The sequence below is a fragment of the Amphritea sp. genome (genome assembly GCF_016744155.1).
Lineage (GTDB): Bacteria > Pseudomonadota > Gammaproteobacteria > Pseudomonadales > Balneatricaceae > Amphritea.
In genome coordinates, this window is sequence record NZ_JADGEW010000024.1 from 22,555 (window position 1) to 43,472 (window position 20,918).

The following is a 20,918-nucleotide window of genomic DNA, read 5'->3' on the forward strand; positions in this document are numbered from 1 at the left end:
AGGTCTCGATATAAAACGTACATGCTTGTTAGGGCAGTTCTAAGTGGAGAAAACAATGAACAAAAATAAGAGCCAGTCATTTTCAACCCGTGCTATTCATTTGGGATACAATGCCGCCGAAAATGAGGGAGCGCTTAACCCCCCTGTGTATATGACCTCCACCTTCTGTTTTGACAGTGTAGAGCAGGGGGCTGCTCGTTTCGCTGGCGAAGAAAGTGGTCATTTTTATAGCCGTATTTCTAATCCTACTCAAGAGTTACTTGAAGTACGGCTAGCAGACCTTGAAGAAGGTGAAGCTTGCCTAGCGACCGCTTCTGGAATAGGGGCGATCACGGCCACAATGTGGACATTGCTGGCACAGGGGGACAAGGTAGTTGCTGATAAAACGTTGTATGGCTGTACCTTTGCTTATCTGCAACACGGTTTGAAGAAGTTTGGTGTTGAGGTTGAGTTTGTTGATTGTACGGATATTGTTGCGGTTAAGGCGGCGCTTACAAAGAATACTCGAGTTGTGTATTTCGAAAGCCCGGTAAACCCTAATATGCGGGTTATGGATATAGCAGCGATCAGCCAGTTAGCACATGACTATAACCCAGAGATTAAAGTTATCGTGGATAACACTTATTGCACACCGGCTCTACAGCGTCCTCTAACACTGGGTGCTGATCTGGTTGTGCATTCTGCAACAAAGTATTTGGGTGGGCATGGTGACCTGATTGCCGGAGCAGTCGTTGGTAGTAAGGCCGTTATTGATCAAGTGCGAGTGTTTGGTCTGAAAGATATGACGGGTGCGGTTATTGCACCACTGACCGCATTTCTTATCTTAAGGGGCTTGAAAACACTGGAGCTGAGAATGGAGCGGCACTGTAAAAATGCTACTGAACTGGCTCAGCGTATACAGCAACATACAGCGGTTGAATCGGTCTACTATCCAGGTCTTAAAGACAATCCATTTCATGTGTTAGCTAAAGCGCAGATGAGTGACAGTGGTGGCATGATCGCGTTTGAATTAAAAGGGGGTTATCAGTCAGCAGTTATATTCATGAATAAACTAGAGATGATCAAACGTGCCGTGAGTCTGGGCGATGCTGAAACGCTATGTCAGCATCCGGCGAGCATGACCCACGCGACGTATACACCTGAAGAGCGCGCAAAGCATGGGATTAGTGAAGGTCTTGTAAGAATTTCGGTAGGACTTGAGTCGATAGAAGATATCTTTGCCGATGTATCGCAGGCTCTGCAGCATGTTTAGTCGGCACGATCTTAAGATACTGTCTATGTGTTAATACGTGGCTTAGTGCGGCGTATTATTCTAATGTGATGCCGTATTTCTTGAGCTTAATGGCGATAGTGTTGTGTGAAACCGATAAGCGTTGAGCTAATTTTCGAGATGAAGAGTAGCGGGGATACAGTGACTCAAGAAGATTTTTTTCAAAATCTTCTTGAGCCGCTTTCCAGCTGTCGAAGGATTGCTCTGAAGTGCTATCAGTATGGGAGTCAGGGTTTAGATCAATAGGAATGTGATGCTGTTCTAGTACCGCATCGTCTGACATTGCTACGCTTCTGAAGAGCACGTTTTGTAGTTCCCGAATATTTCCCGGCCAGTTGTAACTCATCAACATATCCATGCCCGATTCTGATATTTGCGGCGTGGGACGATTGACCTGTTCAGCTGCGCGGGTAGTGAAATGCTTACTCAGTGCCGGAATATCGGCGCGGCGTTGGCGTAGAGCAGGGACTTGAAGATTCAGCACATTCAGTCGATAGAACAAGTCTTCACGAAATAACTTCTCTTCCACCATGGTTAATAAGTCTCGATGAGTAGCGCTGATGATTCTTACGTTGACTGATATCTCCTTCTCACCACCAATTCTGCGAAAGCTATATTCCTGTAAAAAACGCAATAACTTGGCTTGCAGATAAGTCGACATTTCGCCAATTTCATCCAATAAAATTGAGCCGCCATCTGCAAGTTCAAATAGGCCTGGTTTTCCACTTTTTCGTGCACCAGAAAAGGCTCCAGGGGCATAACCAAAGAGCTCACTTTCTAGTAGGTTTTCTGGCAATGCGGCGCAGTTTATCGCCATAAAGGGCGCTTTCCCGCGGCTGCCATTGTCGTGAAGAACATGTGCTAATAGTTCTTTGCCTGTTCCAGTTTCACCCTGAATAAGTACCGGCATATCGAGTTGTGAGAAACGTTGGGTGTTCTTAAGAAGCACCTGCATTACCTCAGATGAGCCAATTAACGAGGTTATGTTATCGGTGGGTGTGTGGCTGACAGCCGAAATTTGCTGGCCTAAGCGGCGCAGACTTTGAAGAAGTAGAACCGAACCGGTGATAGATTTTTCACCTCTGTTGTAAGAAAAAACAGGGGTTATATCGGCAAGAAAAGATTGCCCCGCACAGTTTAGATCAATTGTTGTAGGGGTTTCAGGTAGAAGTGATTGTAGGGGACGGTCAACAAATTGGGTTAGGGACAGGCCTTGTAGGGAGGCTTTGTCCTGTCCCAGTAACGCTGCCGAAGCGCTATTGGCAAGGAGAATATGACCGCCACTATCGATGTCTAGTATGGGGTCCTGCAGCTTAGATAAGACAGCATCAAGATGCTGGCTTCGACGTTCACCTGGCAGCAGATCAATTTCTATAATTTCGGTGACGTTTGCAATATTTAGTAAGGTTGCTTTTAGCTCATCCAATGTGGCGGTTGTGTTTTCATCGAGCTGAACGAATGTATGGTAAAGGTGCATTTCTACTGCAGCAAGGCTTAGGCGTTGTTGCGATAGCGCCGTAAGAATTTCCTGGGTAATACCGATCCTGTCTTTATCAGATCTTATATCAAATCGCATAGCGCAGCCGTGTGTGTATTTATTTCATTACAGTGTAATTTTTATATTACATCATGTATATATTACTGTTTTATAGATGATTTACTAGAAAAATAAGCATTTAGCGGTGATCTGCTGTAATAAAATAATTACAACATTGCTGCTTTATTTACAAGAAGGTACAAGTTTTTAAATGTAACCATATGATTTAAAAAGAATTTTGAATAGTTGGTTCGCCATTTGCTATCCCTGTACAGACAATAAAAATGTAACAGGGCATAAGAATGACAAAAGAACATGGGTTAATAAAAGGTGACTCTGTCGGGCAGAGTGCACTTGCGCCAGACATGCGCTGGACTTCAGAGCTCAAGCGTACGCGCCAAGCTGGACCTTCACAAATACATAAAGATTGGTCTGCAGCCGGTTTCTCTACTGCGGCGGTGCATGCTGGTACAACCGATGATCCTATTTCAGGCGCTGTGGGCACACCAATCTATCAAACGTCCACCTTTCTGCTAGACGATGAGCAATATCGTTCAGTGGAAGAAGGTTATGCCCGGGACCGGTTCATCTATACCCGATATGGTAATCCAAACCAGTGGGCACTACAGACTAAACTAGCAGCGCTAGAAGGCGCTGAATCTGCACTGGTGTTTAGCTCAGGCATGGCTGCAATTACTGCAACAGTGATGGCTATGATGGATAAAGGCGCGCACATAGTCGCATCGAATGAGCTCTATGGAGGCACCTACAATCTGTTTAATCAAGAGTTGCCGACATTGAATATGAGTGTCAGCTATGTTGATCCAAGGGATTATGAAGCAATAGAAGCAGCCATTCAGCCAAACACTCAGATATTGTATTTCGAAGCACTAACCAATCCTTTGCTCAAGCTGGTAGATATAAAACGACTATCTCAAATTGCCAAGCGCAATAAAATTAGATTGATCATTGACGGCACTTTCCTGACACCAATTAGCTGTCGCATCGTTGAGATGGGGGCAGATCTAGTTATTCATTCTGCGTCTAAATATCTGAACGGACATAGTGACCTTATTGCCGGTGCTGTAATGGGTAGTCGCAAGTTGGTGGATATGGTTTGGCCTCGTTTGCTGGCTTATGGTGGAAGTTTAGATCCTCATGCATGTTTTCTGTTTGAACGTGGTTTAAAAACGCTGGCAATTCGTATGGCAGCGCATGAAAACTCTGCATTGCAGCTAGCTCAATACCTTGAGCAGCATCCGACAGTTAAGCGTGTTTTTTACCCATTATTGGAAAGTCATCCTGATAACTCACTCGCCGTAAGTGTCTTGAAAAACGGTGGAGGCATGATTTCTTTTGAAATTATGGGAGGAGACAAGGCTGCCCTTAAGCTACTTAAATGCTTAAACATTCCAAAACAGGCAACTAGCCTAGGGGGAGTGGAATCTCTGGTTAGTTTGCCATTTAACACCTCTCACGCCGGTTATACCTCCAAGCAGCGCCAAGACATGGGTATTAACCCAGGTTGTATCCGTTTGTCTGTCGGTATTGAAGATGCGGCAGACTTAATTAACGACTTCGAACAAGCACTAAATTCAATTTAACTGGAGATAATAATGCGTAATGGAATTGCTGTTTCAGCACTGAGTGAATTTGTAAATGAGATCAAAAATGATCCTGCAGAAGGTATTGCCCAATACGGTGTAGAGCTTAATTGGCAAAGTGGCACTCGTTCAAAAGTAACGGCGTTACCGATGAGTGTGGGGCCCCATACAGTAAGCCGGGACTTTAGCTGGGAAATTGATGAGCCAAGGCAGTTGCTGGGTTGTAATCATGCTCCGAATCCACAGGAATACCTTTTGTCGGGTGTGGGCGCCTGCATTTTAGTTGGATTTGCGGTTGGTGCTTCAGTAATGGAGATTCAGCTGGAAATGCTGAAAGTGACGGTACGAGGAGAACTGAATTTGTCGGGATTCTTAGATATTGATCCTGAAGCGTCAGTTCCATTTACTGAGATTCAATACTGCATTGAGGTGACGGGTGATGGTACTGAAGAGCAGTTTGAAACTCTGCGTCAGACTGCGTTACGACAAAGCCCAAATGCGATGACCATTATGAAAGGTGCAGCAGTAGAGGGTGAGTTGATTATCAATAACTGAATGCTTATTGGGGCTTGCTAATAGTGTGTTTATTAGCAGGTTTCCATCGTTGATGTTTAGGTAAAAGTAAGAACATTTATAAATGATGAACCGCGTTAATTTAATTATAAATATAAAAGGCGAAATGCGATGAAAAAACTAAATAGATTGTTCACCAGTATTATTTTAATGGTTGCCAGTTCGTTAACATTCGCTAGCTCTTCTGAGCTGTGGGAGCAGTCAACGCTGAATAAAATTATCAATGATAATGAGTTGCGAGTGTGTTTTGAGGCCGGCTACATGCCGTTCGAAATGAAAGCAAAAAATGGCGACTACATAGGGTTTGATATTGATATTGCTAAGTTGCTTGCAAAATCAATGGGCGTTAAACATACCCCAGTCAATACCGCATGGGATGGAATTATTCCTGCGTTACTGACTGATAAATGTGACATTCTTATTGGTGGTATGACTATCACTTCACAGCGAAACTTGAAAGTTAACTTTGCTGATCCATATATTGTTGTAGGCCAGTCACTCCTTATTAAACCAGAACATAAGGGTGTGATTAACAGCTATCGGGATCTCAATGATCCAAAATATGTTATTGCGGCTAAGTTAGGTACTACCGGTGAAATTTCGGCTAAAAAATTGATACCTAATGCGACTATCCGTTTATTTGAATCGGAAGCTGAAGGCGCTCTTGAAGTTGCGAATGGTAATGCTGATGCTCTGGTTTATGACCTGCCATCGAATGCTATTTTCTTTTCTCAGAATAAGGCTCGTGTAGCTCATCTGGACACTGCGTTCACCTATGAGCCACTGGGTTGGGCAATTCGTAAAGGTGATCCAGATTTTACAAGCTTCCTAAACACTTTCTTGCGTCAGATTAAGGGCGATGGCACATATGATCGCATCTATGACAAGTGGTTCAACAACGACTCCTGGTTAAAGAAAATCCAATAACAATAAAGTAACTAATTTAGGCAGGTGCGAATTAAGTTCAATGCACTCTCTGAAGGTTATTGGATGACCAATACGCAAAGATAGCGTAAATGCAAAGGACTCACTCGCATCTTCCCTACAGGGGTTGAGTAAAAATGGAAAAAACATCGAGTAATCTGTTATGGCACGGCGTGCTGTTAGCGGTTTTGTTGAGTTTTGGCTATTCCATTGTTTTGGCTAGTCAAAGCATTGAGTACAACTGGAGATGGGAGCGTGTTGTTCCATATTTAGTGAATATGGAACCCAAGTCTGCGGTTGCTCCTTTTGATGGTGTCGCCAAAGTAAGCGCAGATGGTTTATCTGTTGTGGTTACATCTGACAACGGTGAGCCCGATCGAGCGTATCAGGAGTTTTCTCATTTAATCGTGGGGGATGGTGATCTGGTATTTGAAGGTGATGTCATTGTTACCCGTGAAGATTGGCGTATGGGGCCAATTATGAATGGTTTGGTAGTGACATTGAAAATCTCGATCGTTTCACTGTTTTTTGCTGTCATTATTGGTTTATTTGTCGGGCTGGCAAGGATCTCCTCAAATCCGTTACTGAAGCACCTATCTTTGCTTTATGTAGAGATTGTGCGAGGTACGCCATTGCTGGTGCAGATCTTTATCTTCTACTTCTTTATCGGGACAGTTCTCGGGCTTGATAGGTTTACTGCAGGGGCAGCAGCCTTGTCGATATTTGCGGCGGCCTATGTTGCTGAAATTATACGATCTGGTATTCAGTCTATTCCTGCGGGGCAGATGGAAGCCGCCCGAAGCCTCGGTATGAACTATTCTAAGGCGATGATTCATATCATCTTACCGCAAGCTTTTAAGCGTACTTTACCGCCGATGGCGGGCCAGTTTATCAATCTTATTAAAGATTCATCGTTGGTTTCTGTTATCTCAATAACCGATTTGACGAAAGCAGGCCGTGAAGTTGTCAGTGGTACTTTTGCTCCATTTGAAGTGTGGTTCACCGTTGCATTGTTGTATCTCGTCCTGACTGGCACTTTGTCCTGGATGGTGAAGCTATTAGAAAAGAGGTTAGCGACCAGTGATTAAAGAATATCAAGGCAACGATATGATCGTTGCAACGCAGATAGACAAATTTTATGGCAACGGCTGCCATGCTTTGAAAGCCGTATCAGCGATAGTTCATCGTGCAGAAGTGGTTGTTGTTATTGGGCCATCAGGGTCGGGTAAGTCAACTTTTCTACGCACCTTGAACCAGCTTGAAACTATCAGTAGCGGATCAATTTCCATCGATGGAACTGATATGTATGACAAAGACACTGATATTAACAAGCTTCGTGAAGAAGTGGGGATGGTGTTCCAGGGTTTCAACCTGTTTCCGCATATGAGTGTGCTTGAAAATGTGATGCTAGCACCGTTGAAAGTCTCTAAGCGCAATCGCCAGGAAGTGGAAAGCCATGCTCGCCAGTTACTTTGTAAGGTAGGGCTGGAGACACGTATAGATAATTATCCATCACAACTCTCAGGTGGTCAGATGCAGCGTGTGGCAATCGCCCGAGCGTTGGCAATGAAACCTAATATTATGCTGTTTGATGAGCCTACATCTGCCCTGGATCCCGAAATGGTCGGTGAAGTGTTGGATGTAATGAAAGGTCTCGCTGAGGACGGTATGACGATGGTGGTGGTAACACACGAGATGGGGTTCGCTCGGGAAGTTGCTGATCGAGTGCTCTTTATGGAAGAAGGACAGTTGCTGGTTGATGATACACCAACTACTTTTTTTGATAATCCTCCCCACTCTAGATTGGCTGAATTCTTGTCTCAGGTGTTGTAAGGGTTAGCGATTAAATCCCTAATTATTATGAATAATTGAATGCTGGGTTAGTGCTGCCAATTGTGGGTTTTAATTTAGCTAAGTTCACTAAGAAATCAGTTTTTTTCAAAAGAAATAGCAATTTGTAACTCATTGTTAGGTGCTAAATTATTTAAAAAAACGAATGAAGGGTGAGCTGTATCTTTCGTTAGATATCGGCTCACACAACCACTTTTATCGTCCTCATTGGGACTTAATATAGTGGTAGTAGGGGAGTTTTGATAATCCTGCCTTCTAGTCCTTTGGGAAAGATATTATGAATACCATCAATAAAATGACTGAGTCTATAAATAGTGAAGATCTGACTCAGGAGAATCAAGAGTGGACTGAAGCTCTGCAGGATATATTAAGTTCCCAGGGTGGTCAGCGTGGGCGGGATGTTTTGCGTATGCTGCAGAATTATCTTTTGAGTAAGAACATTGACCTTACCGAAGCGACATTAAATACCCCATACAGAAATACTATCTCGATTAATGACCAGCCTGCTTATCCGAGTAATCACGGATTAGAACAAGAGCTTGAAAATATTATTCGCTGGAATGCCTTGGCAATGGTGCTAAGGGCAAATGACAAGGGTACTGGGGTAGGCGGTCATATTGCGACATATCAGTCAGCAGCGACAATGCTTGAAGTGGGATTCAACCATTTTTTCAAAAAGAAATCTGCAGGCTATGGGGGGGATCAATTGTTGGTTCAGGCGCATGCTGCGCCAGGGCTTTATGCCCGCGCTTATGTTGAAGGGCGTCTTTCTGATCAACAGTTAGAAAACTTCAGACGAGAGCTGCAGTCTGGTGGTGGTCTGAGTTCTTATCCTCACCCACGACGGATGCCTGATTTCTGGCAGGGGCCAACCGCGTCTATGGGGTTATCTACCCCATCTGCGATCTATCAGGCCCGGTTTATGAAATACCTGGAAAACCGGGGCCTTAAAGATCCGGATGGTGGAAAGATCTGGTGCTTTATCGGTGATGGTGAGTCGGATGAGCCGGAGGTGCTAGGCACCATCAATATGGCCACTCGGGATAATCTGGATAACTTAGTGATGGTTATCAACTGTAATCTGCAGCGTTTGGATGGCCCGGTACGAGGTAACGGAAAAATCATTCAAGAGCTGGAAAGTAGTTATCGCGGTGCTGGTTGGAATGTTATTAAGGTGATTTGGGGCAGTGAATGGGATGAGCTGTTTTCTCGTGATCAGGATGGTGTCTTACAGGCTCGGATGGATCGTGCTGTTGATGGTGATTATCAGTTTTATACAGTCTCTGATGGCCCCGCAGTACGTGATCATTGGACTGAAGGCGATCCAAAACTTGAAGCGCTGATGAAAACGCTGAGTGACGAACAGATCCGCTGCATTAAGCGCGGAGGGCAGGATCGTCGCAAGATCTTTGCGGCCTTTAATCAGGCGCTACAGAATACCGGTAAACCTACTGTGATCTTAATGAAAACAGTTAAAGGTGATGGTATGGGGGCTTCAGCTGAAGGGCAGAATACGAGTCACCAGAAAAAGCAATTTACCGCAGAGGAACGGATTGAAATTGGCCGTCGTTTCGGAATTCCCCTGAGTGACGAAGCCTTAGCTGAAGGGCAGTTGTATAAGCCTGCAGATGACAGCCCGGCAATGAAGTATATGCATCTACAACGTCAGCAATTGGGCGGATATCTTCCTTCGCGTAAGGTGGAATTCCCGGCAATTGTCGCACCTGAACTCGCGCTGTTTAAAGAAGCGATTAATGGTACTACGCGTGAACAGTCGACCACTATGTCATTTGTTCGAATGTTATCGCGGTTGTTGAAGGATGCTGAATTAGGCAAGTATATCGTGCCGATCGTACCGGATGAAGCGCGTACATTTGGTATGGAATCGCTGTTTAAGCAGTTTGGTATCTATTCAAGTGTTGGGCAGAAATACAATCCGGTAGATTCCAGCAGCTTACTGCCTTACAACGAAGCGAAAGATGGCCAGTTACTACAGGAAGGAATCTGTGAAACCGGTGCTATGGCGTCTTTCCTGGCGGCAGGTACGTCTTACGCAAATTACGGAGTGCCAACCATTCCGTTCTATATATTCTATTCCATATTCGGCTTCCAGCGAGTCGGCGATATGATTTGGGCTTGTGCTGACAGTTTGGCAAAAGGCTTTTTGCTGGGGGGCACTGCGGGCCGTACCACTCTTAATGGTGAAGGACTGCAACATCAGGATGGCCACTCACATGCCGTGGCGGCAACAGTACCTAATATGTACAGCTATGATCCGGCTTTCGCTTATGAACTGGCGGTGATTGTCCGTGATGGTATCAAACGGATGTATCAGCAGAATGAAAATATTTTCTACTACATCACTCTCTATAACGAAAACTATCTGATGCCGGCCATGCCTGAAGGGGTAGAAGAGGGCGTTTTACAAGGGATGTACCGCTTCAAACAAAACCCTAGTGAGGGCTATAAAGTTCATCTGCTGGGTAGTGGCAGCCTCATGCAGGAAGTATTGCAAGCTGCAGAGTTACTGTCTGGCTACGGATGCAGTGCTGATATCTGGAGCGTGACTAGTTATAACCAACTGGCTCGTCAGGCTCTCTCTATCGAGCGCCACAATCTGCTCAATCCAGAGCAGCCGCAGCAGAACTACATAGAGCAACTACTGGACGGTGAAAAAGGGGTGTTTGTCGCGGTTAGCGATTTTGTTAAATCTCTACCAAATGGTATTGCCCGCTGGTTCCCTGAAGGGTTGATTGCTCTTGGAACTGATGGTTTTGGACTTAGTGAGAGCAGGCCAACATTGCGTGACCATTTTGAGGTAGATGCGCGCTATATCGCTTGGGCTGCATTGACCCGCTTGTATCGTCAAGGTCAGTTCTCCAAAAGTGAGTTGGATAACGCGCGAGAATCGTTAGCTATCCCTTATGAAAAAGTTGATCCAGCACTGCTGTAAAACTAAGCGCTCGCGACACTTTTTTTAAATATTCGTAATAGCTATTCGTAAGTGCTTGAGCTGCTATGCGGCACGAAGCACCCGATTTTGTAGGAGTTATGCATGGCTACGGAAATAGTTTTGATGCCTGATGTTGATGGTGCTGGCGATATTGTTGAGTACTGTATTGAACTCGGAGATGAGGTTTCTGCAGGCGATCCAATTCTGGTAATTGAGTCTGATAAAGCTTCAATGGAGGTGCCTTCTTCAGTGAAAGGAACCGTCACCGAATGGCTGGTTCAATTGGGTGATAGTGTGGCTAAGGATGATCCTTTGGCTGTAATAAGTGTATCAGAAGAGAACGCTACTAAAGAGTCTGTTGCTGAAGATGATTGTGACAGTGAAACTGAGACAGTCACCGAGATTAAGGCTGCTGAGAGTAAAACGCAGCCCGATTCTGTTGTGATTCAAAGCACCGCAATGGATGAAATTGTGAAGATGCCAGAGGCTGGCGGACAAGGCGATATCATCGAATTCTATGTTGCAGTGGGTGATGTCTTCGCAGAGGGTGATGCGCTGGTGCTGGTTGAATCTGATAAGGCTGCGATGGATGTTCCCGCGTCCTTCAGCGGTGAGGTTGTCGAGATAATTGCGGCACTGGGGCAAACGGTAGAAGAGGGAGTGCCACTTCTACGTGTGCTGCGCACAGACGATAGTGCTAGTGAGGAACTTCAGGCCAATGTTGCTTCAGTTACCTCTGAAAAAGCACCCGCTATTGCGCAGATACAATCTGCCGCTGAGAGGCAACCAGTAGCGAAGGTTCAGGCGAAACCTGAAATAGTCACCGCTGAGAGTAGCGGACGAACATCTGAGAGGATTGGAGCATCTTATGCGGGACCCGCGACGCGAAAACTCGCCAGAGAACTGGGTGCGGACCTTTCCGTCATTAAAGGGAGCGGGCCGCGGGGGAGAATTCTCAAAGAGGACCTTAAAGGGTTTGTTAAACAACAAATGAGCAAAGAAACAGGTTTAGCCAGTTCTGGAACGGCTATTCCTGCTTTCCCGGAAGTGGACTTTTCCCGCTTTGGAGCGACTGAGACTAAGGCCTTGTCGGGTATCGCTAAAGTGACCTCAGCGCATATGACCCGTTGCTGGCTGAACATTCCCCATGTAACGCTGTTTGATGAAGTGGATATTACAGAGCTGGAAAGTTTCCGTTCGACAATTAATCCGGATGGGTACGGCTTAGTTAATAAGCCAACAATACTCCCCTTTATTGTCATGGTGGTTGCTAAAGCATTACGCAAGTATCCGCAATTTAACAGTTCGTTGCACCCTGATGGTGAACGGATCATCTATAAGGACTACGTCAATATAGGCATAGCGGTCGATACTTCGGCAGGTCTTGTGGTGCCCGTAATCAGGGATGCGGACAAGAAGTCTGTCAGTGAACTGATGTTGGATATCAATGAGCTGGCAGCTAAGGCTAAAGCTAGAAAGCTTAAAGTGGAAGATATGCAGGGTGGCTGCTTTACTGTCTCAAGTCTGGGGGCTACGGGAGGCACTGGTTTTACTCCCATTATTAACGGACCTGAGGTTGCGATTCTGGGGGTTGCGAAAGCAGATATAAAGCCGGTCTGGATAGGGCAGGAATTTCAGCCCCGGAAGAAGCTTCCGCTCTGTTTGTCATTCGATCATCGGGTGATTAATGGTGCTGAAGCGGGACATTTCATGGCGCTGCTGAATCAATGCTTGTCGCAGGTAGCCAGCATACTGCTTTGATTCTCGAAATATGATGCCGGCACTTCTCTGAATCAGTCTAAAGCTTGGTTGAGAGGCGTACCGGTGCATAGAAACTTTAGGTCAGCTTCTCCCCGGCCTTTCTGTTGCAGTGTTACCAATAAAATAAGAAGAGAGTTAGTGATGAATAAATATGTAGCGGACCAGAGTTCTAAGTTATCTGGTGCACAAGCCGTTGTCCGCTATTTGGCTGAGAGAGGCGTCAAATATATATATGGTTATCCGGGTGGCTCATTACTCCATATATATGATGCCCTCTATAAACAGGATGCAGTAAATCATGTTTTGGTACGTCATGAGCAATCCGCCACGCATATGGCCGATGCTTATGCACGGGCGACCGGCATCCCGGGAGTTGTATTGGTGACATCTGGCCCCGGTGTTACTAATACCGTGACGGGTATTGCAACTGCGTACATGGATTCAATCCCTATGATTGTTATCGCAGGGCAAGTTGTCAGTGATGAAATTGGTAGCGATGCTTTTCAGGAAACCGATGTTATTGGCTTAACCCTGCCGATTGTTAAACATAGTCTTGTTGTCGATGCCCCTCAGAACATAGCGAATATTTTAGAAAAAGCATTCCATATTGCCTCTACGGGGCGACCAGGGCCCGTGGTTGTAGTGATTCCAAAAGACATGACCGTTCCCGGCGAGCGTTTTCAATATGTTTCACCTAAGCCCGTTACGCTAAGGTCATATAAGCCAAATGTAAGTGGCCACATGGGGCAGATAAAGAAAGCATTTGAACTGATTAAAAAAGCACAGCGACCGGTGATCTTGGCTGGAGGAGGTGTTGTATCTGACGATGCATCTAAAAGCTTATATCAGTTTGCAAAGGCACTGGGATTTCCCGTAGTCAATACCTTAATGGGCCTCGGCTCCTTTCCAGGGAGTGATCCACAGTTTTTAGGCATGCTGGGTTTGCATGGTAGTTATACGGCCAATATGGCAATGCATCAAAGTGATTTGGTTATCAATATCGGTTCGAGATTGGACGATAGAATCACGAATGCCACAGATAAGTTCTGTCCATATGCCAAAATTATTCATGTTGATATTGATCCCGCATCAATTTCAAAAACTATCAGGGCTGATATTCCTATTGTCAGTACTGCAGCCTCATTTCTTGAAGAGATTCTGTTTCTTGTTGCCAAGGAGATGGAAGGCCGAATAGCTATTGATATTGTGGACTGGTTACAGAAAATTGACGCTTGGAAGGCGGAGCAGGAGCAAATTGGAATTTATCGCCCTGATACAAGTATAAAGCCTCAACAGGTTATTGAGTCGGTATACAAGGCTACCAAGGGGAATGCCTTTATCTGCTCGGATGTTGGCCAGCATCAGATGTTTACTGCACAGCATTATAAGTTTGATTTGCCCCGAAGATGGATTAACTCAGGTGGCTTGGGGACGATGGGTTTTGGGTTTCCTGCTGCTATGGGTGTTAAATTGAATTTCCAAGATCAGGATGTTGTATGTATTACCGGAGATGGAAGTATCCAGATGAATATTCAGGAGCTGTCGACCTGTTCGGAATACAATATTCCTGTAAAAATAATATGTCTGAACAATAATTCACTTGGTATGGTGCGTCAGCTACAGGATCTTAACTATGAAGGCAGGCATTCTAACTCCTATATGGAGTCTCTCCCTGACTTTGTGAAGCTTGTTGAGGCCTATGGCCATGTTGGTCTGGAGGTGTCGAGATTAGACCAATTAGATAGCATCATTGAAAAGGCATTCAGCATGACTGACCGCCTGGTTTTCGTGAATGTATTAGTTGACCCTGAAGAGCATGTGTATCCGATTCAAGTGCCACGGGGGGCCATGTGTGATATGTGGGTTAGTAAAACGGAAAGAACAAATTGAACATATGCTTACATGTCTGAAAAATTAGAGGGTAAGTAGTGGTAGATGAATTTATATTTTTTGCATTGATATGAAAATGTTATAGTCGCGCATAGACACTTTCTTGAGCTCGATGCAATGATGACAGATACTTCATTACCCTCCTTTTTCTTCAAAGACCTACCCTCTAGACAAGCGATAACGTTGAAAGCAGCTCTGTTCTTGTTTACAGAGAAAGGTTTTTTTAAAACATCGGTTCATGATGTGGCTGCTGAGGCCGGAGTTTCAATAGGGTTTATTTACCATCACTTTAAAGACAAAGAGGGTATTGCTCGAGCGCTTTACAACTGCTTGTTGGAAAGAATAAATACTTTGATCGACGAAGTGGAAATGAAACACAAAAAGGTGAATGACCGTTGTTACGCTGTCATCAAAACGCTTTTTGTACTGACAGAAAATGAGCCACAAGTGATGCACTTCATCATACATGCGCGGCATAAAGAGTTCCTTCCGGAGGAGAAATCGATATGTTCTACGTCTGCTTTTGTGAGAATGAGAGGCTTTGTTTTTCTTGGTATAGAGAACGGTGAGATTAGAGATATGGATCCGTTAGTAGCCGCCATGATTGTATATGGTGGAGCAATCAGAATGATCTGTCTAAGACTTGATGATGTAATTGAAACTCCGTTACCTGATATGTTGGATAGTCTTTGGGAAAATACATGGCGTGGGCTTGACCCGTAAGTTTTTCTTTCCTAAGATCAAGAACGAATGTTCGTTCTGTTTTTAAATAAGTACTAATTTCGCTATCTCTGGATAGGCTATATCAAAAATTGCCAGTAAAGAGGTAAAGGGTATTTACAGAATGAACCTTCGTTCTGTTTTTGTTGGGTAGAAGAAATCCGTAATAAATATAAAAAGCTGGAGCTTTACAAATGGCAAAGCGCATTTTGATTATAGGAGGGGGGATTGGTGGAACAATGACCGCTAATCACCTTGTTTCCAAACTTTATCCTGAGGTTAGTTCGAAAAAAGTAGAAGTCATGATGTTGTCCAATTCACCGTGGCACTACTATAAACCTGCGTTTATGTATGTGGCCTTTAATAAGTTCTTTAAAGATGAATTAAGGCGACCACAGCAGAGCCTTTTACGGCCAGAAATAAAGTTTGTAGTGGATGAGGTTGCAGAGTTCGATTTCAGCGGTAGTCGGGTTAATTGTAGTAGTGGGCAATCATTTGATTATGATTACCTGATTATTTCTACCGGTTGTGTTCCATCTCCTGAACGTATCGAAGGTTTGAAAGAAGCGGGTGATCATTTCTATCAATACGATCCTGCAAGAAACTTAGCCAAAAAATTGATGACCATAGAAAAAGGTCGAATCTTTATTACGGTTAATTTCCCTAAAATGGCCAACGTTCCTCACCAGTGTGGTATCGCTCCTATCGAGACAACGTTGATGGTTGATGACTTGCTACGTAAACGTGGTGTGCGTGACAAAGTCGAGATTGTGTATACCTACCCAACGGTTGCTCAGCTATTACGTAACTGTCTCTTCTTACAAAAAGATACTTGCGATGTATTACCTACAGTGTTTGAACAGCGCGATATTAAGTTCCAGCGTAGCTTTACATTGGATCATGTTGATCCAGACAAGAAAATAGCAGTATCGGAAGAAGGGAAAGAAGAGGACTTTGACATTCTGATGGCGACTCCGCCTATCAGGGCTGTTGATGCAGTTATAAATTCTGGCGTTTCTAAGGCACCAAATAATGAAGGCTGGCTGCCAACCAATCATGAAACGATGGAAGTGTATGGCTTGGAAAATGTCTTTGTGATGGGAGATACAGTGGATCTGCCGGTTAGTAAGGCGGGAGGATCATGCCACAGCCAGTCCCCGGTCATTGTAAATAATATAGCGTCGCTGATTCGTCTAGGTCATCTATTTGACACTTACGATGGTCGGGTTGTTGCGATTGCACAGATGGGCTTGGAAGATGGCATGCCGCTTTGGTATGACTATGAGTCTGATGTGCAACCGACACCGCCAAATAAGTTAGGAGGGCTGATGCGAAAAAGCTTTAATCGAGGCGTCTATTGGTCTGTCGCCCGTGGACTTGTTTAGGAGTGAATTGAAATGAATATAACAAATAATACTGAATTACCTCTTGAACAGACAAATAGCATTCGTGAATTAAGTCCAGCCGCTCAAGCAGGTTTGGAAGAGTTGATTGATAAGGTTGAACCACTGTTGGCAGGGCGGCGCTTAAATCGCATTGTTGATGTTATGTCTATTACAGCAGATGTCGTTGATATGACTGACGATTATATGATCGAAAAACTCTGTAAAGTTTATGAAGAAGCGATTGGCGGCATTTGGAATGCCGGCAACCTGGCTCGTATGGCGGGGAGTGAAGTGCGCAACATGGAAGAGCCCCCGTCAACATGGGGATTAGTAAAAATGGCCCGTGATCCGGAAGTGCGTCGGGGATTGGCATTTATGATCATGATGGCAAAAGGGCTTGGTCGACAAACAAGCGAGCCATTACCAGAAGAATAACCCCATAAGTATGTTCCGAAAGGAATTTACTCCAACCTTTTAGCCCTGTTTACAGGGCTTTTTTTAATTAGGCCCTGAAATGATTAATAACCAACTTATCTATGTAACTGACCCTTTATGCCTTTGGTGTTATGGCATTGCACCTGACCTGGATGCTTTTTTTGATTCTCTACCAGATGACCTTGAGAGCATTACAATTAACGGCGGTTTGTTTCCTGGGGCAGAGGCAAAGCTGGCAGATAAAAACTTTCAGAACTATCTGAAAAATGCAGCTGAGCAGGTAACAGAAAGAACCGGGCAAATTTTTAGTGAATCGTTTTGGGAATTACTGGCTTCGGATAACTTTTATTATGACACTGAGCCCGCAGCTCGGGCATCCGTAGTGGTGAAGGAACTGGCTGGAGATAACAAAATGCGTAGCTTTATTCATAAGCTGCAAAAAGCAGTATTCGTTGATGGCCATAACCCTAACCTGGAGGATACCCTGAGTGAATTAGCGCACTCTTGTGGCGTTGATAAAGCAGAGTTTTTGGAAAAGTATCGCTCCGACTCAAGCCTGGAAATGACCCGTGGTGAATATGCCTTGGCGAAGACCATGAATGTGCGAGGCTTTCCTGCGCTAATTTATGCCGGTGAAGGAAAAGGTTTTCAAATTGCCGCTGGATACGCAACGCTTAAAGACCTCACCCAGGCATTTGATTATGCGAGAGAACAATGTGGTCAGCCTATATTGAATGATTCAGCAGCGGTTTGCGGAATGAATGGATGCCAATGACGGTTGATTCAGTTGATAACCTTTTCTGTCTTGGTAGGGAAAGTGTTTTTGATGCCTGGGAAGAAGTAACTGTCTAAGGCTTTTTACGTGATTCTCATTTGGTGGGTGATGAAGTTAACTTTTAACCCACCCCCTTTTTTTTCTGACTTAAATGTTGGGAAAAGGCGATTAATGAAAACTTGATTCGACCCTCTTAAAAAAAACGGTCGAAATGTATTTTTGAAAATGAAACCCCATTTTCGACCATTAAAAGCTTTTGCATAGCATTTATCATTACCGGAGGGCCGCATAGGTAGAACTCGGTAGAAGTAAGGTCATCCAAATATTTAGGTAAAACGTCATGTATATAGCCAGTTTCTCCCTGCCAGTCGGATCCGGGCAAACTATCAGATAATACATTGATTAAGGTGAGGTTTGTGGCTTCCCCAAATAGCTCTTTAGCTACAATTAATTCATCTTCTATACGTGAGCCATAAAACACAAAAATTGGTTTCTCATATTCTTGTCTTATCAATGTCTGAACCATTGATAGCATGGGAGCAATTCCTGATCCGCCAGCAATGAAAACTGATTTCTCTTCATCAGCAAGTGTTAAGCCTGATGTGCCATAAGGGCCATCAATATTAAGATCTACTACATCGGAGTATGCAAGTTGCTGTGAAACTTTCCCATCAGGAACTGTTTTAATAATAAATGTAAGTTTATTCCCGTTAACAGGGTTTGCCGCAGAGTAGGCTCTTGTACCAATCCCTGCGAGTTTCACCATAAAAAATTGGCCGGGTATAAATGAGGTTTCAGAATCTGTGTGTAGGTGTAGGGCAAACATCTCCTCAGATAAAAATTGTCTCTCTATTACTTTCGCGCTGAAATTAGTGGGCTTGTACGCTGGTTGTTCCATCGTCAAGTTTGAGATCGATATCTCAAGATCGCTCGTAGGTTTACATTGGCAGGCTAGTAGTTTTCCTTTGCGGCGATCGCGAATAGATAAACCCGGGGCTTTAGGCCATAGTTCTTCAACTTCGCCTTCGATTAATTCAAATTTACAAGCGCCGCAACCACCTGAATTACATTCATAAGGGAATCCAATATTAGAGCGTAAGGCCGCGCTTAGTAACGTATCCTTAGAATCATTGTTATAGGAATAGCCGATATTGTTGTAGTTAATTTTGTACATGAATAACTCCTGAAAAAGCCCCTTCAGGTTGCCCTGAAGGGGAAACTCCCTTGGAAAGGGAGGGGTCAAGCGACCGCGAGGTGCGCCTGAAGGGTTGTGTTGTTATCCAGATATGCACGGGAATAATCAGGCCCCATAAGCATTGATAAATATCCTTGTGCGGCCTGATCTGCTAACGGCTGCCATTTATCAAGCCAAGCTTGAATAACATCATTATTTTCAGCGTTGGAAAGAGCTTGTTTTGCTAGTTCTTTAGCCCAACGGTTATGGCGTTCAGCGTCTTTTAACTGGCTATCGATCAGAAGAGGGAGAAGCGTATCGTTATTCTCGTGAGCCATTGCTTGTAAGGGTTTTAATACACTCTCCATAATAGTGGGTTTTATAACTAGATTGAGACTGACAAATGCTTCGCCCCAGTCAAACGCGCAGAGTTGTTTTTCCATTAACTCACGTAACCCTTGCCATCCGGCCTCCTGTTCCCAAAGCTGGCGCTCATTTTCACCAAAACCGACACTAGGGTAAGTGAGTCCTAATTCGTAAGTTCTGTAAGCTGTATGGGTAACCCAGCGTAAGCTATCTGCTGTTTGTAAAATGCAGCAATTAGAGATAGTGCTGGCAGGGGCCATCTGCTGAACATAAGCGGAAGAAATCTGCAAGCAATGAAATAGGTACCGAAGAGGTGCGTAACATTGAGCTTGTTTGTTTTGCCATCCCTCGTTAATCATAAGGTCATGTTCGCGCTCATTAAATTGATCGAACAAGCTTTGAACATGAGTTTCTTGACCATCTTGCATCATGTTATAGGTGCGATAAACTAGCTGGTCAGGATCAGTAAATGCATCCCAATCGTCATGCTGTAAGGGTGACGCATTTCTATACTGTTTGTACCATAGGTTCATAGGGCAATCAGGGCTTAGTTCCCAGGGAGCATCGGGATTGTTGGTACTGTAATGTAGCTTACGGGAGACGATGTCATATTCACTTGGCTTCTTGCGCATTTCTGCCAAGTGGCTCCATGTACGTAGCGGTTTTTTAGATTCAAAGCTCATGGTGCTCTCCTTTTAAAGTGATTTCTCGAAATAGAAACGGACTTGATCTTCATCAGCCATAATCTGTCCGGCAAACGATGCAAGGTTGATCTCTAACTCCTGCATGTTAAAAGGACGCCCAAGCTGTTCTTCTAGTGTTTTATGGGTAAGGATCAGTTCATCATTGGCCTCGATGCGTACATAAGCGCCTTTATCGGCAACTCTGATCTCTTTACCTGGGTTATCAATTTCTGCTGTTTCTATTACTGCTTCAACCATATCGCCAGAGCGAATGATTGGGCCGACGTTATTATTGTGTAAAGTTTTATCGCCTAGCGTTGTCATTTTGTTATCCTTATTCTTTACAACTGTAAGGCCTTAGTTACTTTCAACATAGGCTTCTAATGTGGTTGCTTGCTTAGATGTGCGCCATATTCGGCGTAACCCCTTCCGTATGGACGTAAACATCATCGTCTTTAATCTCTACGGGATACTCTGCTAAGCAACAGTCCTCTGGATTGATCCCTTTTCCTGTTTTATCATCAAAGGTCCAGAGATGAGCCCGGCAAGTGATAACACCACTTTCATAGCTACCTTCAGATAATAGAATTTCTTGATGTGGGCACATCGCTTGATATGCTTTAACCCCTTTGTCTTCACAGTTTACGATGAGGACTTCTGTGCCATCGGACGCCTCAAAGGTTCCCATTTCACCTTCCCAGATATCATCCATGGAACATATTTTTTCAAAGTTCATGGGAGACTCCTTACTCAAATATCACATCAATAATTTCAGTGGGTTTGAGCCCACTTTCGGCAACCGTCATTGAACGAGGAAAAGGGACAGTAGTTTGGTGTCGGCAAACGCGCATCACACCATCACGAGGTTTAACACGACGATTGATACAGTGATAAGCAACTTTCTCGGCAACCTGATCCATAGTGTCAGCATCATCTACAGGAATTAGTTGTACCAAGAAGTCTTTTTCTAGGGCTGCGTGTAAAGGAAATAGTGACATCTTATTGCTCCTTCGTTGG

Annotated in this window: 19 protein-coding genes; 13 read left to right on the top strand and 6 right to left on the bottom strand. The window is 44.3% G+C overall.

The window, feature by feature from the left end; translation table 11 throughout:
- The first annotated feature begins 55 nt into the window (after positions 1-55).
- Positions 56-1,252, top strand: a complete 1,197-nt coding sequence (gene megL / locus QZZ54_RS15625; protein ID WP_290703900.1) for a methionine gamma-lyase — start codon at positions 56-58, stop codon at positions 1,250-1,252.
- Between the two features lie 55 nt (positions 1,253-1,307).
- Here the strand turns inward: megL and QZZ54_RS15630 are convergent, their stop codons facing one another.
- Positions 1,308-2,846 carry a sigma 54-interacting transcriptional regulator gene (locus QZZ54_RS15630; protein WP_290703903.1) on the bottom strand — a complete coding sequence of 513 codons (1,539 nt, stop codon included), beginning with the start codon at positions 2,844-2,846 and terminating at the stop codon, positions 1,308-1,310.
- Positions 2,847-3,109: 263 nt separating this feature from the next.
- On the opposite strand from QZZ54_RS15630, the gene QZZ54_RS15635 reads away from it, so the two are divergent.
- The 12 genes from QZZ54_RS15635 (at position 3,110) to QZZ54_RS15690 (ending at position 17,678) form a co-directional block, all read left to right on the top strand.
- Positions 3,110-4,411 carry an aminotransferase class I/II-fold pyridoxal phosphate-dependent enzyme gene (locus tag QZZ54_RS15635; RefSeq protein ID WP_290703906.1) on the top strand — a complete coding sequence of 434 codons (1,302 nt, stop codon included), beginning with the start codon at positions 3,110-3,112 and terminating at the stop codon, positions 4,409-4,411.
- 12 nt (positions 4,412-4,423) lie between these two features.
- Entirely contained in the window at positions 4,424-4,966 is a 543-nt protein-coding gene (locus QZZ54_RS15640) for an OsmC family protein (protein WP_290703910.1), read from the top strand.
- A 129-nt stretch (positions 4,967-5,095) separates the two neighbouring features.
- Positions 5,096-5,911 (top strand): transporter substrate-binding domain-containing protein, encoded by an 816-nt coding sequence (locus QZZ54_RS15645; protein WP_290703913.1) that lies wholly within the window; start codon positions 5,096-5,098, stop codon positions 5,909-5,911.
- Between the two features lie 134 nt (positions 5,912-6,045).
- Positions 6,046-6,996: an amino acid ABC transporter permease gene (locus QZZ54_RS15650; RefSeq protein WP_290703916.1), complete on the top strand. Its 951-nt coding sequence runs from the start codon at positions 6,046-6,048 to the stop codon at positions 6,994-6,996.
- 19 nt (positions 6,997-7,015) lie between these two features.
- Positions 7,016-7,741, top strand: a complete 726-nt coding sequence (locus QZZ54_RS15655; protein WP_290704018.1) for an amino acid ABC transporter ATP-binding protein — start codon at positions 7,016-7,018, stop codon at positions 7,739-7,741.
- 295 nt (positions 7,742-8,036) lie between these two features.
- On the top strand, positions 8,037-10,712 hold the full coding sequence (gene aceE, locus QZZ54_RS15660) for a pyruvate dehydrogenase (acetyl-transferring), homodimeric type (RefSeq protein ID WP_290703919.1): 2,676 nt from the start codon (positions 8,037-8,039) through the stop codon (positions 10,710-10,712).
- Positions 10,713-10,814: 102 nt separating this feature from the next.
- The gene (locus QZZ54_RS15665) at positions 10,815-12,473 is read left to right on the top strand and encodes a 2-oxo acid dehydrogenase subunit E2 (RefSeq protein WP_290703922.1); all 1,659 of its coding nucleotides are present in this window, start codon (positions 10,815-10,817) and stop codon (positions 12,471-12,473) included.
- 141 nt (positions 12,474-12,614) lie between these two features.
- A complete protein-coding gene (gene ilvB / locus QZZ54_RS15670) occupies positions 12,615-14,363 on the top strand; it encodes a biosynthetic-type acetolactate synthase large subunit (protein WP_290703924.1) in 1,749 nt (582 codons plus the stop codon).
- A 117-nt stretch (positions 14,364-14,480) separates the two neighbouring features.
- Positions 14,481-15,086, top strand: coding sequence for a TetR/AcrR family transcriptional regulator (locus QZZ54_RS15675; RefSeq protein ID WP_290703927.1), 606 nt, complete (start codon positions 14,481-14,483; stop codon positions 15,084-15,086).
- Positions 15,087-15,277: 191 nt separating this feature from the next.
- Positions 15,278-16,468, top strand: coding sequence for an FAD/NAD(P)-binding oxidoreductase (locus QZZ54_RS15680; protein WP_290703930.1), 1,191 nt, complete (start codon positions 15,278-15,280; stop codon positions 16,466-16,468).
- A 12-nt stretch (positions 16,469-16,480) separates the two neighbouring features.
- On the top strand, positions 16,481-16,903 hold the full coding sequence (locus tag QZZ54_RS15685; RefSeq protein WP_290703933.1) for a DUF1641 domain-containing protein: 423 nt from the start codon (positions 16,481-16,483) through the stop codon (positions 16,901-16,903).
- Between the two features lie 79 nt (positions 16,904-16,982).
- Entirely contained in the window at positions 16,983-17,678 is a 696-nt protein-coding gene (locus QZZ54_RS15690) for a DsbA family protein (protein ID WP_290703936.1), read from the top strand.
- A 193-nt stretch (positions 17,679-17,871) separates the two neighbouring features.
- Here the strand turns inward: QZZ54_RS15690 and QZZ54_RS15695 are convergent, their stop codons facing one another.
- The 5 genes from QZZ54_RS15695 to QZZ54_RS15715 form a co-directional block, all read right to left on the bottom strand.
- Positions 17,872-18,852, bottom strand: a complete 981-nt coding sequence (locus QZZ54_RS15695) for a 2Fe-2S iron-sulfur cluster binding domain-containing protein (protein WP_290703939.1) — start codon at positions 18,850-18,852, stop codon at positions 17,872-17,874.
- 65 nt (positions 18,853-18,917) lie between these two features.
- Positions 18,918-19,901, bottom strand: a complete 984-nt coding sequence (locus QZZ54_RS15700; RefSeq protein ID WP_290703941.1) for an aromatic/alkene monooxygenase hydroxylase subunit beta — start codon at positions 19,899-19,901, stop codon at positions 18,918-18,920.
- Positions 19,902-19,913: 12 nt separating this feature from the next.
- On the bottom strand, positions 19,914-20,225 hold the full coding sequence (tmoD, locus tag QZZ54_RS15705) for a toluene-4-monooxygenase system effector TmoD (protein WP_290703944.1): 312 nt from the start codon (positions 20,223-20,225) through the stop codon (positions 19,914-19,916).
- Positions 20,226-20,298: 73 nt separating this feature from the next.
- Complete coding sequence (gene tmoC, locus QZZ54_RS15710) at positions 20,299-20,637, bottom strand: toluene-4-monooxygenase system ferredoxin TmoC (protein WP_290703946.1); 339 nt, start codon at positions 20,635-20,637, stop codon at positions 20,299-20,301.
- 10 nt (positions 20,638-20,647) lie between these two features.
- Entirely contained in the window at positions 20,648-20,899 is a 252-nt protein-coding gene (locus QZZ54_RS15715) for a toluene-4-monooxygenase system B family protein (protein ID WP_290703948.1), read from the bottom strand.
- Positions 20,900-20,918: the final 19 nt, after the last annotated feature.

Coding starts and splice junctions, on each gene's coding strand:
- QZZ54_RS15640 (WP_290703910.1), top strand. CDS start 4,424: ATGCGTAATGGAATTGCTGTTTCAGCACTGAGTGAATTTGTAAATGAG.
- QZZ54_RS15645 (WP_290703913.1), top strand. CDS start 5,096: ATGAAAAAACTAAATAGATTGTTCACCAGTATTATTTTAATGGTTGCC.
- QZZ54_RS15650 (WP_290703916.1), top strand. CDS start 6,046: ATGGAAAAAACATCGAGTAATCTGTTATGGCACGGCGTGCTGTTAGCG.
- tmoC (WP_290703946.1), bottom strand. CDS start 20,637: ATGAACTTTGAAAAAATATGTTCCATGGATGATATCTGGGAAGGTGAA.
- QZZ54_RS15685 (WP_290703933.1), top strand. CDS start 16,481: ATGAATATAACAAATAATACTGAATTACCTCTTGAACAGACAAATAGC.
- QZZ54_RS15665 (WP_290703922.1), top strand. CDS start 10,815: ATGGCTACGGAAATAGTTTTGATGCCTGATGTTGATGGTGCTGGCGAT.
- ilvB (WP_290703924.1), top strand. CDS start 12,615: ATGAATAAATATGTAGCGGACCAGAGTTCTAAGTTATCTGGTGCACAA.
- QZZ54_RS15695 (WP_290703939.1), bottom strand. CDS start 18,852: ATGTACAAAATTAACTACAACAATATCGGCTATTCCTATAACAATGAT.
- QZZ54_RS15675 (WP_290703927.1), top strand. CDS start 14,481: ATGATGACAGATACTTCATTACCCTCCTTTTTCTTCAAAGACCTACCC.
- QZZ54_RS15715 (WP_290703948.1), bottom strand. CDS start 20,899: ATGTCACTATTTCCTTTACACGCAGCCCTAGAAAAAGACTTCTTGGTA.
- QZZ54_RS15700 (WP_290703941.1), bottom strand. CDS start 19,901: ATGAGCTTTGAATCTAAAAAACCGCTACGTACATGGAGCCACTTGGCA.
- tmoD (WP_290703944.1), bottom strand. CDS start 20,225: ATGACAACGCTAGGCGATAAAACTTTACACAATAATAACGTCGGCCCA.
- QZZ54_RS15680 (WP_290703930.1), top strand. CDS start 15,278: ATGGCAAAGCGCATTTTGATTATAGGAGGGGGGATTGGTGGAACAATG.
- megL (WP_290703900.1), top strand. CDS start 56: ATGAACAAAAATAAGAGCCAGTCATTTTCAACCCGTGCTATTCATTTG.
- QZZ54_RS15630 (WP_290703903.1), bottom strand. CDS start 2,846: ATGCGATTTGATATAAGATCTGATAAAGACAGGATCGGTATTACCCAG.
- QZZ54_RS15635 (WP_290703906.1), top strand. CDS start 3,110: ATGACAAAAGAACATGGGTTAATAAAAGGTGACTCTGTCGGGCAGAGT.
- aceE (WP_290703919.1), top strand. CDS start 8,037: ATGAATACCATCAATAAAATGACTGAGTCTATAAATAGTGAAGATCTG.
- QZZ54_RS15690 (WP_290703936.1), top strand. CDS start 16,983: ATGATTAATAACCAACTTATCTATGTAACTGACCCTTTATGCCTTTGG.
- QZZ54_RS15655 (WP_290704018.1), top strand. CDS start 7,016: ATGATCGTTGCAACGCAGATAGACAAATTTTATGGCAACGGCTGCCAT.